Origin of the sequence: Acetobacterium fimetarium (assembly GCF_014284475.1) — a bacterium.
GTDB classification, from domain to species: Bacteria; Bacillota; Clostridia; order Eubacteriales; family Eubacteriaceae; genus Acetobacterium; species Acetobacterium fimetarium.
Map to the genome: position 1 here is coordinate 1 of NZ_WJBC01000010.1, position 15,345 is coordinate 15,345.

At 42.7% G+C, this 15,345-nt stretch carries 16 protein-coding genes; 14 read left to right on the forward strand and 2 right to left on the reverse strand.

Annotated features, from left to right (window positions below):
• Positions 1–650 precede the first annotated feature (650 nt).
• Together GH808_RS08045 and GH808_RS08050 are read right to left on the reverse strand one after the other, a co-directional pair.
• On the reverse strand, positions 651–1,505 hold the full coding sequence (locus GH808_RS08045) for an RNA polymerase sigma factor (protein ID WP_186842271.1): 855 nt from the start codon (positions 1,503–1,505) through the stop codon (positions 651–653).
• Positions 1,506–1,759: 254 nt separating this feature from the next.
• Positions 1,760–2,254, reverse strand: a complete 495-nt coding sequence (locus GH808_RS08050) for a QueT transporter family protein (protein WP_186842272.1) — start codon at positions 2,252–2,254, stop codon at positions 1,760–1,762.
• Positions 2,255–2,536: 282 nt separating this feature from the next.
• Here GH808_RS08050 and GH808_RS08055 point away from each other — a divergent pair, with 282 nt between their 5' ends.
• The 14 genes from GH808_RS08055 (at position 2,537) to GH808_RS08120 (ending at position 15,326) form a co-directional block, all read left to right on the forward strand.
• Positions 2,537–3,544, forward strand: a complete 1,008-nt coding sequence (locus GH808_RS08055) for a PLP-dependent cysteine synthase family protein (RefSeq protein ID WP_186842273.1) — start codon at positions 2,537–2,539, stop codon at positions 3,542–3,544.
• A 43-nt stretch (positions 3,545–3,587) separates the two neighbouring features.
• Positions 3,588–4,058, forward strand: coding sequence for a methylglyoxal synthase (locus GH808_RS08060; RefSeq protein ID WP_186842274.1), 471 nt, complete (start codon positions 3,588–3,590; stop codon positions 4,056–4,058).
• Between the two features lie 16 nt (positions 4,059–4,074).
• Positions 4,075–4,326, forward strand: coding sequence for a TIGR03905 family TSCPD domain-containing protein (locus tag GH808_RS08065; RefSeq protein WP_186842275.1), 252 nt, complete (start codon positions 4,075–4,077; stop codon positions 4,324–4,326).
• The gene (locus GH808_RS08070) at positions 4,326–4,529 is read left to right on the forward strand and encodes a YwbE family protein (RefSeq protein WP_186842371.1); all 204 of its coding nucleotides are present in this window, start codon (positions 4,326–4,328) and stop codon (positions 4,527–4,529) included. The genes GH808_RS08065 and GH808_RS08070 overlap by 1 nt, the downstream gene beginning before the upstream one ends.
• Before the next feature lie 261 nt (positions 4,530–4,790).
• Positions 4,791–5,996 carry a molybdopterin molybdotransferase MoeA gene (locus GH808_RS08075; RefSeq protein ID WP_186842276.1) on the forward strand — a complete coding sequence of 402 codons (1,206 nt, stop codon included), beginning with the start codon at positions 4,791–4,793 and terminating at the stop codon, positions 5,994–5,996.
• Between the two features lie 29 nt (positions 5,997–6,025).
• A complete protein-coding gene (locus GH808_RS08080; RefSeq protein WP_311135768.1) occupies positions 6,026–7,105 on the forward strand; it encodes a FecCD family ABC transporter permease in 1,080 nt (359 codons plus the stop codon).
• Positions 7,105–7,929, forward strand: coding sequence for an ABC transporter ATP-binding protein (locus GH808_RS08085; protein ID WP_186842277.1), 825 nt, complete (start codon positions 7,105–7,107; stop codon positions 7,927–7,929). The genes GH808_RS08080 and GH808_RS08085 overlap by 1 nt, the downstream gene beginning before the upstream one ends.
• 59 nt (positions 7,930–7,988) lie before the next feature.
• Positions 7,989–9,059, forward strand: a complete 1,071-nt coding sequence (locus GH808_RS08090; RefSeq protein WP_186842278.1) for an ABC transporter substrate-binding protein — start codon at positions 7,989–7,991, stop codon at positions 9,057–9,059.
• Positions 9,060–9,067: 8 nt separating this feature from the next.
• Positions 9,068–9,817: a Rossmann-like domain-containing protein gene (locus GH808_RS08095; RefSeq protein WP_186842279.1), complete on the forward strand. Its 750-nt coding sequence runs from the start codon at positions 9,068–9,070 to the stop codon at positions 9,815–9,817.
• A gap of 186 nt (positions 9,818–10,003) precedes the next feature.
• Positions 10,004–11,263: a nitrogenase component 1 gene (locus GH808_RS08100; protein WP_186842280.1), complete on the forward strand. Its 1,260-nt coding sequence runs from the start codon at positions 10,004–10,006 to the stop codon at positions 11,261–11,263.
• A 194-nt stretch (positions 11,264–11,457) separates the two neighbouring features.
• Entirely contained in the window at positions 11,458–12,300 is an 843-nt protein-coding gene (locus GH808_RS08105) for a DUF364 domain-containing protein (protein WP_186842281.1), read from the forward strand.
• Between the two features lie 178 nt (positions 12,301–12,478).
• A complete protein-coding gene (locus GH808_RS08110; protein ID WP_338000872.1) occupies positions 12,479–13,456 on the forward strand; it encodes a FecCD family ABC transporter permease in 978 nt (325 codons plus the stop codon).
• Positions 13,456–14,271 carry an ABC transporter ATP-binding protein gene (locus GH808_RS08115; RefSeq protein ID WP_186842283.1) on the forward strand — a complete coding sequence of 272 codons (816 nt, stop codon included), beginning with the start codon at positions 13,456–13,458 and terminating at the stop codon, positions 14,269–14,271. The genes GH808_RS08110 and GH808_RS08115 overlap by 1 nt, the downstream gene beginning before the upstream one ends.
• Positions 14,268–15,326 carry an ABC transporter substrate-binding protein gene (locus GH808_RS08120; RefSeq protein ID WP_186842284.1) on the forward strand — a complete coding sequence of 353 codons (1,059 nt, stop codon included), beginning with the start codon at positions 14,268–14,270 and terminating at the stop codon, positions 15,324–15,326. Before GH808_RS08115 ends, GH808_RS08120 begins: the two co-directional genes overlap by 4 nt.
• Positions 15,327–15,345 lie beyond the last annotated feature (19 nt).

The window sequence follows — 15,345 nt, forward strand, 5'->3', positions numbered from 1 at the left end:
TTTTTAATGAAGCCGTGCAAAAAAATAGATTCATAATGAAAGATATAAGGAACCTTAATATCTTTCATTATGAATCTATTTTTTTATGGGGCGAAGCCCCAAACGGAGGCGCAGCGCTGGCTGCGACGGAGTTGCACGTCTTCATTTTACGGCAGTAATTTTAAAAGTCTGGTGGCGACTGACGCGAGGAGCTCAGATTATCGAGTTTCAGCGATTATCAAAAAAATCATACAGGTAATCACCGAGTCGCAATTATCTGTATGATAGTTATTCTGCTGAACTTATTTCACCTGATATTTTGTATTACAGGCTTTACAGTTGATCTCATATTTGTATGAATCAAGATTCTTTTCCAAAATTGTTACCAATGGAGATTTGTCTTCAGGACAACATAGACGATTCTTTATAGTTATCAATGATTGTTCGCTACTGATTTGGTCCGTATTTTCACCCGAAAACACAAGATGAACACTTCCGCAATTTCCGCATTTGCACTGATAGACCAATCGAAAAAAGTCGTAAGTAACATAACACAGATAACCAATCGTCTTATTGCAACCATCACAATAAATCCAGCCACCGTAAGTATTGGCCAGTCGTGTGTTTATCAATTTTTTATATTCTGGTATTCTTGCCATAGTGGTGCTCCATTAAGCTCGCCCCATGATCGTCGCCATGTTTTCAGAGCGCAGTATTTTTTGCAGAAAATCCATCGTCTTCCTGGGAGAATGATATCTGGGCAATTTGGCAAAAATAGCCGATTCCGTATCCATTTCTTCCATCGCCGCCAAATAGTCTAACGCAACAACTTCATCCACTTGTTCAAGTTGATGGTATTCTAAATTGGCAGGATTTAAGCGATGATTAGTAATGGCATAGCCAATCCGCTTTTGACAGTTGCATTTTTCTGATGCCGCAAGACCGCAATATTGCTTCATAAAATCAGCCATTATTTGACGAATTCGTGATAAACGCTGGCGGTATGCTTCCGGGGATATTCCCAGAATCTCGCCGCTTGCCTTACTGTCTACTCTAAACATGATGCCCAAGATATAAATCAGCCGGCTTTCTGGGTCGAAACACTGGAGCATCACGTTGGTGCAGGACATTTTAAGTTCATGGGCCAAAATTTCCTCTTCTACGCCATTTGTCATACCTGGGTTATTCTTCAAAAATCCGGCCTCAATGTCCGCCCCATAAAACTCAAAGCTAAGTGGCGGTTGTTTTGCAAAAAATGATTTTTTGTAGTTCAGCAGGTAATTGGTTGCGATTCGATACACCCAAGTGGAGAACTCACTTTCTTTCCTGAAAGAGGACAAGCCCGTCATTATCTTGATTAGGATTTCCTGGGTAGCGTCCTCCGCATCATGGGGACTGCCGAGCATCCGTAATGACAGATTATACACCATATCCTGCACACCGACGAGCAGGCTTTCCAATGCTCGCTTGTCACCATTTAGAGCCAGTTCAATTTTCTTATTTGTCTCATGTGTTTTGTTATTCATACTAATCTCCATTCTATCTAATTTTGCATTATACTAAATTAGACAAGTGATAATCATGAGTTGTGACAGAAATTTATAACTTTTTTTTATTCGTTTCGGGTTTGTTATGTGTGCTTCTATTTTAATGCTTTTTTTCTTCAGTGGCAATGCTTCCAGCTCCAGTTTATATTTCAGCGTCTAGACTGTCGTAGTTAAACTAAAAAAGACAGGCCCATTTTTGGGGCCTGTCTTTTAACGATATTAAACATCTTATTTTAGCTCTGATGAAAAATAACCCGACGCTTGTCCAGGGCGAAGTACAAAACGGTTCCCAGAACAACACATGAAATCATTTCACCAATACCGACAGTTCCCATCATGACTGGAATCGGCAGGGGAACACCATAACTGAATTTCAAAATAAACGGGACGACGATCATGTTGACAATGACAGGGGGAATGGTAACCAGCAGGGGATACTTGTGGTTTCGCAACTGGTAACTAATGACGGCCGCAACGAGGGTTGCCAGACTGCCGAAGACAATATCAATCACGGTACAACCGGTTAAGAGATTGCTCAGGAGACAGCCGAGAAAAAGGCCAGGTATGGCTGCTGGTGTAAAGGCCGGCAGGACACAGAGCATTTCGGAGAGCCGAATTTGAATTTCGCCGCTGGCCAAACCCAATGAGCTGGACACAAAGGTCAGAACGACATACATTGCAGCGATGACAGCTGCCTGGGTAATAAAGAGAACACCAATTTTTTTCATAAAACTCCTTTAGTTTTGTTTTACGTGTGGAAGGTCACGAACACACGAATAAATTGACTGAAAACAAGATGATTACATTTTCAGCACTTATTACTATAACGGATATGTGTCATAATTGCAAGAAAAATTGAAAAGTTCATGACTGCTCGCCAGCCCAACCTTTGAATAAACATTGATTTATTAAGCTTTATTTAGTATGATTATATTTGAAAAAAAGTACAAAAAGTTCAGGATTAAAGCAATCTCAAGCGACGAGAGAATAACGAGTGAAGGACAGGGTTGATGGAAACAGAACAAAAATTCGCAGAATTAGAGAAGCTCATCGGAAATACTCCCATGTTAAAGATCAATATTTTATATCAAGGACAACCACGTTGTGTTTATGCAAAAGCAGAACATTATAATTTGACAGGAAGTCTGAAAGATCGGGTGGCCTTGCATATTTTAAAAAAAGCATATGAAAAAGGAGAAATATACGAGGGGGAAACCATCGTTGAGGCAACAAGCGGAAATACCGGGATTTCTTTTGCTGCCATTGGTGCATGTTTAGGACATCCGGTTGTAATTTATATGCCGGATTGGATGAGCGATGAGCGAAAAAACCTCATTAAAGGCTTTGGCGGAGAAGTTCGCCTGGTGTCAAAAGAAGAAGGTGGCTTTTTAGGAAGTATCGCCCAGTCAGAGGCGTTGGCTGCAGAGGGACATGCATTTTTACCCTGTCAATTTTCCAATCAGGAGAACACACAGGCACAGTACGAGAGTACTGCAGCGGAAATGGAAGCCCAATTGAACAAGTTTCACGTGAAACCTCAGGCGTTGGTTGCCGGCGTTGGAACTGGCGGTACCATTATGGGATTAGCCAAATATTTCAAGGAAAAGAATCCGGCAATTAAAGGACATCCTTTGGAACCGGCTACTTCACCAACCTTATCAACCGGATATCGCGTGGGAAAACATCGAATCCAGGGCATTTCAGATGAATTTGTCCCGGATCTCATTAAACTGGACGAATTGGATGAAGTTATCGCCGTGAACGATGGAGATGCCATTATCATGGCTCAGAGACTTTCCCGAGAGTTGGGCTTAGGGGTTGGAATTTCTTCAGGAGCTAATTTCCTGGGTTCCATCATCGCCCAGAATTTGCTGGGTGATCCGCAAGCCGTTGTGGCTACTGTCTTCCCGGATGACAACAAAAAATATCTGAGTACCGACTATGTTAACGAAGAACCCATGAAGGCACACTATTTATCCAGGAACATCGAACTTTTGGATTATGAAGTCTGCAGATAAAATGCAGGTGGACAATAAATATTGAAAGGTTAAGGAGAGTAGAATGGAAGATAACTATGTTGATGTAATCATCGAAAAAACAAAAAAAATAGCGTTGATTGCTCACGATGGAAAGAAAGCTGAACTATTGGATTGGGTTATTAAAAATAAAGAAATACTGCAAACCCATTTTTTATGCGGTACAGGAACCACGGGACGCCTTATCCAGGAAAAAACCGGACTGCCAGTAAAAATTTTTAAAAGTGGACCGCTCGGCGGTGATCAGCAGATTGGCGCGCAAATTGTTGATGGTGAGGTTAATATGCTCATTTTCATCTGGGACCCGCTGGAAGCTCAACCCCATGACCCCGATATTAAAGCATTGCTGAGAATTGCCACGGTTTATGATATCCCGGTAGCCAACAACCTGGCAACGGCTGATTTTATGATTCATTCACGATTTATGAGTGAGGAATACGTGCATCCGATTGAGGATTACAGTAAAAAAATACAAAAACGAGTTGAAAACTACTAAATAGAAAGAGGAAAAAATGACATACAGATATAAACCCCAAGGCGTTTGTCCCCAGGAAATTGATTTTGAGTTAGAAGGTGATACCATCATAGATTTATCCTTTGTGGGTGGTTGCAGCGGTAACTTAAAAGCGTTATCCATTATGATCAAGGGGAAAACAGTTGACGAAATCAGCAACTTGTTTAAAGGCCACACCTGTGGAAAGAAGACGAGTTCATGTATGGATCAATTGGCAATCGCTTTAGAGGAAGCGCAAAAGACAGCATGATGAACGGACAAAAAAGAAGTGACGTAAAAATTGGTGCCTTGGTCGATATAGTATTGAAGGCGGATCAGAGAACTGGAAAATTAACCCAGGGGCGGGTTGGCCGCTTATTAACCAAAAGCCCGAATCATCCCCATGGGATAAAGGTAATGCTAACCGACGGACAGGTTGGACGGGTTGCAAAAATATACGAAGAAGAAAAATAATAAAGGTTTGTAAGGCAGACAAAGCTACTGATTTGAAACATAATCGGTAGCTTTGTTTTTTATTTGTGCAATAAAAAGAATAAGATTAATTGACATAAAAGAGGTTGTAATATAAAATTGCATATAACTAAAAAGAACTAAACACAATAAAACATAATAAAAAAAGAAAATAATACATATTGCTTAATGTGCTATAGAAACAATGAAGTTAAAAAAAGAAGTATGATTATAAATATAGGCTAATAATGGAGGAGAAGTTAAATGTATAAAAAACCAGATTTTGAGCCAAGTAGAGATGAAATGTTGAGAATCCTTGAAAATAAGATTAAACCGATGTCAGAAGATGAAACAGTATCGGTAGTAACATCACTGGGAAGAATATGTGCTGAGGATGTTTATGCGAAAAATACTCTTCCCAATAAACCGGTCAGTGCACGCGACGGCATAGCCGTGCATTTTTCCGATTTTTCAAAAGGAATTCCTGATACTTCAGACTGGAAAGATAAAAAAGAATATTGTTTTAGCAATACTGGGGTTGCTATAAGTGACGACTATGACACGGTTATCACGATTGAAAATGTTGAATTTGATAAATCAGGAAAGGTAAGACTTTTATCGATTCCTGAAAAGTGCGGGGAAGGTGTTGGTGTTGAAGGGGGGCAAGTGAAAGAGGGAGAACTGCTAGTCTACACTGGCGAGAGAATCAGTCCATCCTTAATCGGAATCCTTCTCACCGGTGGGATCACAAGTATCAAGGTTCTATCAAAACCGAAGGTCGCATTTATACCGACGGGGGATGAATTGGTGCCGGCCGGTTATCAGACCCCGCCAGGAAAAAATGTGGAGTCGAACAGTCAGATGCTGAAAGCATATATTAATGAATGCGGAGGCGAAGCGATTCTGTATCCCATTATTCCGGATGTGATGGAAAAACTGAAAGAAGCGATTCTGTCAGCCGTTGCCGTCGCGGATCTGGTTTTGATCTGTGCAGGTTCGTCAAAAGGCAACAAGGATTTCACAATCGAACTGCTGGAAAGCATTGGCAATGTCATGGTCTATGAACTGGGTCATGGACCGGGAAAACACTGCAGTCTAGCTTATTCCGGCAATACGCCCATTATCGGCTTGCCGGGTCCGCCAATGGGGGCAGATCTTACGGCCGCATTATATGTAAAAAATGCCATGCGTCTCATGCAGATGCAACCAGTGCAGTCGCCATATCAAATCATTGCAATGCTTGAGGAAGATATAAATGGACGCAAGATTGATTTTGTTAGTTTTATGAGAGTGTTTATTAAAGATGGCCAATATTATGCTAGACCGGTTGAGCTACAGGGGAAAACACGGGCAGAAGTTAATCACCTCCAAAATGGACAGTTTTATTTAGAGAAGGGATCCAGTATTAAAGCGGGAACGATGATTTCTGTAGAAATGCGGTATCCAAAAGAATATATTACAGAGGAATAATAATGTGAAATGGAAGAAAGGAGTATCGTGTGATAAATCTGGAATCAAGCAGCAAGTCGATCCCCATAGATAAACCAAAAGCGCAAATATCTGCGGTTTGGGATGCCCATAAAATAATTTGTCTTTTAATTATATTATTCTTGGCTGCGTTTTTAATCTCGTTGTCTATCGGACGTTTTCATGTACCACTCATTCAAGTTGTTAAAATATTGATTTCACAAGTAGTCCCAACAGGCATGGAGGTCACCTGGACAGAGCAGATGGAAAATGTGATCATTAATATTCGATTGCCACGATTAGTGGGGGCTTCATTGGTGGGTGGTGCACTGGCATTGTCTGGTGCGACCTATCAGGGAATATTTAAAAATCCACTGGTTTCACCTGATTTACTTGGTGTTTCCAATGGAGCTTGTGTTGGTGCGGCTGTTGCAATTCTTCTTGGTTTTCCGTCATTGGCGATTCAGGGTTTTGCGTTATTGACCGGCCTTTTGGCAGTATTGATTTCAACCAGTATTCCTAGATTCTTCAAGAACAATTCGTCACTGATGCTGGTGCTGGGTGGGGTGATCGTATCTGGTTTTATGAGTTCGTTGCTCGGGATTACCAAGTACGTTGCTGATCCGGATAATCAGTTGGCCGCGATTGTTTACTGGACGATGGGCTCCTTTGCCACGACAAATATGAATCAGGTGCTTTTGGTGATGCCGGCTATCCTAAGCGTGATGGCTATTCTGCTACTGATGCGCTGGAGGATCAATCTGTTGTCTTTGGGTGATAAGGAGGCAAGATCTCTGGGTGTCAATATTCGAAAAACACGTGGTCTGGCAATCTTTTGTGCTACTATCCTCACGGCGTGCGCGGTCTGTCTATGTGGCACCATTGGGTGGGTTGGTTTGATTATTCCTCATTTTGGCAGACTGATTATTGGGCACGACAACCGCTATTTACTTCCGATTTCCACAATTATTGGGGCGGTATTTATGATTGTTGTGGATACGATTGCGAGAAATCTGACCGGCAGTGAAATCCCTTTAAGTATCATCACCGGACTACTGGGTGCGCCGCTATTTGTCTGGTTACTTGCTCGTCAGAAAGTGAGGATCAGTTGATGTGTGATGACGCAATTCTTGAAGTGAAAAACCTTTCTTACTCCTATGACGGAGAAAAAAAGATATTTTCCAATATTGATTTCAAACTGCATAAGGGCGAGGTCCTTGTTATTTTAGGCGCCAACGGCGCAGGCAAATCCACGCTGCTTGACTGTATAAGCAATATGCTGACCCCAACAAGGGGAGAGATTCTACTAAAAGGGAAGAACATTGCGAAATATGCAATTAACGATGTAGCTAAGATAATGGGTTACGTCCCGCAAATTTCTGTTCCAACGTTTTCCTACACAGTCAGGGATTATATCGTCATGGGTCGCGCACCCCACATGGGGATTCTCAACGTCCCTGGTCCGGCTGAATATGACAAGGTGGATGAGGTCATGAAAGATATGTGGATCAGTAATTTAGCTGATAAAATTTACGCTAACATCAGCGGAGGTGAACGCCAACAGGCACAGATAGCACGTATTCTGGTCCAGGAGACGGATATCATTTTGTTGGATGAGCCGACTAATCATCTGGATTACGGCAATCAGTTGAAAATTATCGAGATTATTTCTCAACTGGCCAGGAATCGCGGGTTGACGGTGGTGTTGACATCCCATATACCGGATCACGCGATCATGATCGATGAAAAAGTTGGAATTCTGGATAACCTGGGGCATATGAGGGTTGGTCCGGTAAAAGAAGTAATCTCGGAGGCGTCTCTGAAGGCGCTCTACCATACGGATTTGCATTTGGTCTATATTGACGAACTTAAACGGGTCGCCTGCGTAGCCGGAAAATTGAATGATGAGAATCGGAAGCAATTCCGTTCCATATAAATTAAATGAAAGAGAGATTACATTAAATGGAGAAAAAAATGAAAAGAAAAATTGTTGGTATGATGTTGGTAGTTGCGATGGTCGCAACACTGGCCACCGGATGCAGTAGCAACAGTACTGCGAAGACATCTAATTCTACCAAAACCGGTACCCATACTGTTGTTGACCTGGCCGGTCGTGAGGTCACTATTCCAAACGACGTAACCAAGGTTGCCACGCTATGCGGTCCCAGCTACGAGACTGCCATCATGCTTGGTGCAGCTGACCAGGTTGTAATGACAGGGAACAAAATGGGTGCCACCGGTTGGGCGAATGTGATCTGTCCTGAGTTCGCCAATATTCCTGTTTCTGAGAATGCCATGGCACCGAATGTGGAAGAGCTAGTCAGCAAAGGGACACAGGTGGTTCTGTACTGGGACGCTTATCCCGATGTGATTAAGGCGTTGGAAGACGCTGGTATAGCGGTTGTTGTGACGCAGCTGGATAAGACTGGCGTCAATACAGATGCGGATTTTCTTAAATTGAAAGAAAAGGAAGTAACTCTGGTGGGCGATGTTTTTGGTGGTGACGCTGTTGAAAAAGCCCAAAAATGGTGCGAATATGCGGAAAAAACCACAACTTCCATTACCAGCAAAACGGCCAATTTGACGGCGAACGAGATCCCCAGTGTCTATTATGTACGTGGCCCTGAAGCATTGAGCATCCATGGCGGGCAATCCTATACCAATTACCTAGTTGATATGGCCGGCGGCAGCCTTGTCAGTAAGGCTGACGATGAGCTGCTTTATACTACCACCATGGAGCAGGTCGTTCAGTGGAATCCCGAGTATATTTTCATGGGTCGTGTTAATAATATAGAGCTGATCACCCAGGATCCGGCATGGAGCTCTATTCAGGCTGTGAAAAACGGAAAAGTATACGTGAATCTCAAAGGTGTTGGTGTGGCGGATTACTCGACCGACTGTTTCCTGTTGATGGAGCAGATCGCAAAGACCCTTCACCCAGACTTATTTAAAGATTTGAACATGACCGAAGAAATCAAATCTTATTATAACGATTTCTATAACTACAAACTGACGGACGAACAGGCCAATCTCATCCTGACCTTTAAAACCCCTGAAGGAAAGTAAGGCTGAAAATGGAAACTAATCCATGGAGACTATATGATTGCCTGTTAGAATCATTGCCTGACGATGCTGTAATTGAGTCGTGCATGATCGGACCGATCTGGACCGTCGTGTGCACCTCAGTCGGCACGGGAATGGCAATGACACCACCTTATGCACCACATGCTAATCGATTTGCAGGGACGATTGCGGGCACACCGCTCAAAGAGCTTGCCAAACTGGTAAAGTCCTGGGATTTTGGAGAGGCAGCAATAGGGCTTGCCGCGATCAACGCATGGTACAACCAACCTGAACGGGTGCAGAACAAGCCAAAAGAAGATGGATCAATATTCGGAGAGTTTGAAACACAAATGGCAGGGAAAAAGGTGGCAGTGATCGGTCATTTCCCGGGAGTGGAACCATTACGGAAAATCTGTAAACTGTCAGTTCTGGAGCGCATCTGTCAGGCTGATGACTATCCAGACCCAGCTTGTGAATATCTCCTCCCCGAACAGGACTTCGTTTTTATAACGGCAACGGCATTGGAAAATAAAACAATGCCGCGTTTGCTGCAGCTTTGCCAAAAACCGTTCACCGCGATTTGGGGACCAAGCACACCCTTGACGAAGGTATTTTTTGAATTCGGTGCCGATGCACTGATTGGAAACCTTGTCGGTTCAACGGCTGATGTGATCCGTATTGCCGGAGAAGGCGGAATTTCGACACGTCTGCGTCCATATCTGGAAAGCTGTTTATTTCTGTCTGATGGAGCGAAGATCTAACGACGCAAGGTCGCGTTTAGCTGGTGTAACCTCATATTTATGATTATAAAACGATACGCCAGATACATCCTGATTTTTTTATCCAGCCCCGCTCGGAATATTTTGGTACTTGGAGAGCGGGGCTATATATTTTTTTAGTAGTTTGGAATATAAAATTGGTAAAAAAAGAAAAATTGGGAGGATAAGATGCAAAAGTATTTTGAAGAATCACTGCAATATTACAATCCAAAGGCCTCTCTGGTAGAGGAAAATGCAAAAATGCTTATTCCAGAAAGTCATGAACTACACGTCGGACCTTCAGCATGTGCAAGGCGGCTATCTATTGGTGCTTATCGACGACACGCTGAGGACAGAATCACAAATTTGTATATTACAGAAGAAGATATTATATCTGGCTCCTATGAAGATATCATTCCAGATGCGGTTGAAGATTTATTGGAGTTGCTGGAGAAAAGGCCAAGGGTCATAATACTTTATGTAACCTGTATTGATGATCTTTTGGGAACCGATCACGAGGCATTGTTAATGCTTCTTAAGCAACGATTTCAGGATATTCGGTTCATAACTTGTCACGTTGATCCCATTGTTATGGACAGATCGATTAAGCCGGGAATGAAAATGTTGGAACAGCTCTACAGTGTATTGGAAAAAAGCGATCTTAGAGAGAAGAGTATTAACCTGGTTGGAAATAAGTTTCCACTATCCGATAAAAGTGAGTTCAGAAGAATTATTAATTCCGTAGGCTGGAAAATCAAAGAGATGAATGCTTGCAAAACATTCGATGAGTATAATGAAATGGGAAAAAGCAGTCTAAATGTCGTGGTTGATCCGATTGCAAAGTATGCAGCAGAACATATGGAAAGAGCGCTGGATATACCATTTCTATTGACTTATAATTCCTACGATCTTGACATTATTGAAGAAAACTATAAAAAAATATTTATGACCATTGATGAAAAAATGCCGAAGTTAAGAAGTTATCAAGATAATACAAAGAAACAAATCAATGATACGGTGAAATATTTAAAAAATATACCGATCGTTATTGATAATGGCGCGGTGAGTCGATCAATACCTTTGGCAAGAGCACTGGATAAATATGGTTTTAATGTAAAGTTAGTATTTGATGGGACGATTATTTTCAGCGATGTTGAAGATTTAGAATGGTTGAGAGAAAATCGGCCTGATATCAAGATTGCAGATGGTCGGAATTTTAACATAATGAATATGAAGAATAATTTAGGCGATTGTCTTTGCATCGGGTTCAGTTCCGGTTATACTTTAGGCGCAAAACACATTGTTGAACGGCTTCCTTCGTGTTTAGCATTCGGGTATGATGGCGTGGATTTGTTAATGGATTTCATAATTTGTGCATATGATACGGTTATAGATTATGAAAAAATCAGAGAGCAAAGTGAAGCATGGAAATATAAGTCAATTAAGTAGATGGTTGCCTCCTTTCAACACAACGAAACGTAAATTGTGATTGGGATAGAATACGGGAGTCGCCATTCGCGAGGATTTTAATACCGTTATTCCGGATGTGCGGAACTTATCGAAAAAGAGGCGACAATCAAAGCGGGAACAAAGATTGCAGTGGAAATGCAATATCCCAAAGAATATATTGAGGTGGTATGAGGATGGAAGACAAAAGAAATATAATTCTGGACGAAACGATCAAGAAAATAGCAAGCATAATTGGCGCGGAATTGGACCAGATAACGGTGGAAAGAGCGGTATTTGGCCTGTTTTTTTCCGGAGTGAAACTATCCACCGGACATGGCGGCCTTTGTTTTACACCGATAAAGGAAATGCCTGAGGCGGTTTGCTGCCCCAGCACGGCAAAAGCCATGCCCCTGTCCGGAAAGCTTGCCGGACGGGCGGTTACAAAATATATTGAAGACGTTCATTCGAAGAATCCATTAAAAAAAACACTGGGTATTGCCACATTAAATGCACTCAGCACGCTGTGCTGGGAAAAGGAAAATGCTGGTGATCGGGATTATGAAATTGTCATGGGTGAAGATGCCTTTGATAAGGTTGATCCGACCCAGTTTAAAAAAACAGTGGTCATCGGGGCCCTGGTACCGATGCTGAAAAAGCTCACCCAGGCAGATGCGGACTACAAGGTTCTGGAAATGGATTCAAGAACGCTTAAAGGAAAAGAACTGGAACATTATGCACCGGCGACAGATGCACCGCTTTATATTCCGGATGCGGATCTGATTGTGATTACCGGCGTGACAATCCTGAACAATACCCTCAATGATTTGTTGAAAATGGCCAAAAAAGGGGCAGAAATCATTGTTACCGGTCCAACTGCCAGCATGTTACCGGATGCTTTTTTCAAGTACGGTGTGACGCTTTTGGGCGGAATCATCGTCACAAAAGCAGACGAAATTCTTGATATTATCAGTGAGGGTGGATCCGGGTACCATTTCTTTAGCAAATATGCAGAAAGAACCGCCGTCAGAAAAATGTGAAAAGCTCTGAACACCGTAGCATCGATCAATTGTTAGCGCATCAGGAGGTGTGCGTTTACAGATGAAAATTAATCGTTGAGGTGAAGTCTAATATAAAAAACAGATTAAAACTTAAAAAAAGAGGAATAACGGATTGAAAATTAGAAGCAATGATTATTTTATAATCAAAACCATTTTATTGATTTGCCTGACGATATTTTTGTTCTTTGCATCATTTTTAATAGGACGGTTTGAAATGTCAATTAAAACGGTTTGGGACATCATCCTGGCACAATTTATCAATATACCGCAGTATTGGGATGCTACCCTTAATACCGTTATTTTACAGGTGCGTTTTCCCCGAATTGTTCTGGCAATTCTAGTGGGCGGAGCGCTTTCAGTTTCGGGCGCTTCGTATCAGACATTATTTAAAAACCCGATGGTATCACCGGATATCCTGGGGGTTTCAGCAGGCGCTGGCTTTGGCGCAGCGTTAGCAATGATTAACAATGCTTCCTGGTGGGAAGTTCAGGTGCTGGCGTTTATTTTTGGAATTATTGCAGTATCAGCCGCTTATTTTATCTCACATATGTTTGGCGATCATTCGATTACGGTCCTTATTCTAGCAGGAGTTGTTGTTTCAAGTCTGTTTCAGGCATTGATTTCGATCGTGAAAACGTTGGCCGATACCGAAAATCAGTTGCCCTCGATCACATTTTGGCTGATGGGGAGTCTGGGAAAGTGTACGAATGAAGATATTTTAGTGATGCTGCCGGCGCTGATTTTTTCACTGGCGATGATTTTTGTTTTCAGACACCAGATCAATGCGCTGGCAGCAGGAGAAGATGAAGCCATTACAATGGGCGTTAACGTGCCGCTGGTCAAACTGGTCGTTGTTATCAGTTCGACACTGATGACCGTTTCGGCAGTGAGCATTTGCGGTATCGTGGGATGGGTTGGCATGGTGGTACCACATATTGCCCGAATGATTACCGGAGCAAATTTTTCGAAGCTTGCGGCCACTTCCTTTATCGTGGGAGGCGCATTTTTATTGATTATCGATAATGTTATCCGCGGAGTTGAAGGCGCTGAACTGCCGCTTGGCGTGATGACCGCTTTGGTTGGGACGCCGGTATTTGTCATATTGTTGTCAAGAGTCAAGAAGGGGTGGTCATAATGTTGACGGTTAAGGGTTTGAGTTATTTCTATCATCCGGACAGGATCATTTTGAAAGATATTTCATTTGCCCTGGAAAGTCATGATATTTTATGTATGCTGGGACCGAACGGGACGGGAAAAACGACACTGTTACGCTGTCTGCTCGCACTTAATAAAATGAAAAGTGGCAGGATTGAAATTGACGGGCTTGATTTAACGCGAACATCAGCGAAAAAACGGGCGCAAATGATGGCGTATGTTCCCCAGGCGACAACGATGGCTTTCCCCTATGAAGCAAGAGAAGTGGTGCTGATGGGACGCGTCGCGCATCTGTCTACTGGGAAACGTCCGACTAAAAAAGACCGCATGATTTCCGATGAAGCGATGGAAAAACTGGGAATCCTGCATATGAGCCGCTATCTGTTCAATGAAATGAGTGGCGGCGAGAAGCAGATGGTTCTGGTCGCGAGAGCGTTAGCTCAGCAGGCGCAAATCCTGATTATGGACGAGCCCACTGCGAATCTTGATTACTGCAACCAAATCAGGATGCTTCAGGTGATTAAGTCATTGTCGGAGCGGGGCTATTCAATTTTGATGACATCGCATTTCCCGGATCATGCGTTTTTGGCCTGCAACAAGGCCGTGCTGATGCGGGATGGGGTCATCATGGCTCAGGGCATTCCGGAAGAGGTGGTAACCACCGAGAATTTATCAAAGCTTTATGCAACCCCTGTTTCGGTAACCGAGGCGCGATTGGATGATCCGGATCGGTTTATTAAAGTCTGTGTTCCGGTGATGAACGATTATAAAAAAGAAAGAGGAGAAATAATATGAAATCAATCAAAAAAATGATGGTGCTGCTATTGGCAATGTTGCTGATCATTCCCTGCTTTTCAGGGTGTACACAGAATAAATCAACCAGTACATCAGGATCAACCGAGCGGACCGTTACCGATATGGCCGGAAGAACCGTCACCCTGCCGGCCGAAATAAATAAAATCGGTACGTTCGGTGCTATCGGGGTACTGAATACCTTTGTCGAAACGATGGGCGCCGGCGATAAGATCTGCAACGAAGGATCACCCTCTTTTGTAAAAACGCCAAGTTGGTCGAAGTATCAGTATTTATTTGCGCCGCAGCTGCCAAACTGCCTTCCGTTTCAGGGCGCGGACAGCGAAGTGCTGATGGAAAATGTATTGTCGGTAAAACCTGATTTGTGTCTGACGATGGATTCGGCGATGACAGCTCAGCTTGAGGCGCAGGGATTGACGGTTATCCAGCTTTCTTGGACAAAAACTGAAGATGTTAAGGAATGTATTACCCTGCTGGGAGAAGTATTGAATAAACAGGATGTGGCAAAAGATTATCTGTCTTATTTTGATGAAATGGTTGCAAAAGCCGATAAATTGACCAAGAATATCGCTGAAGCGGACAAGAAAAAAGTCGTTTACGGTACAATATCCGAGTTTAAACAGCCCCATATTATTGCCGAGTGGTGGATTCCCGAAGCCGGTGGGATCAGTGCGACAAGTGCTGCCAGAACCGCGACGACTGGTGAAACACTGACTTACACAATGGAGGATCTGCTTCAATGGAAACCCGATGTCATGATTGTTTCAGCGCAATCGGAGAAAGAAAAGATATTAGCGGATGAGCGTTTTGTCGGTCTTACAGCAGTTACAAACAATGCAATTTATATCATGCCGCGCGTTGCCCATGTTTGGGGAAATCGTACGACGGAGCAGCCGCTGACAATCATGTGGACGATGAACAAGTTATATCCGAACATAAAGTCAAATAAAGATCTTGCCGATGATATCAAGTATTTTTATAGTCATTTCCTTAAGTATGATTTTACCGATGCACAGATACAAGAAATTATCGGTTAAAACAACAATACAGATACTT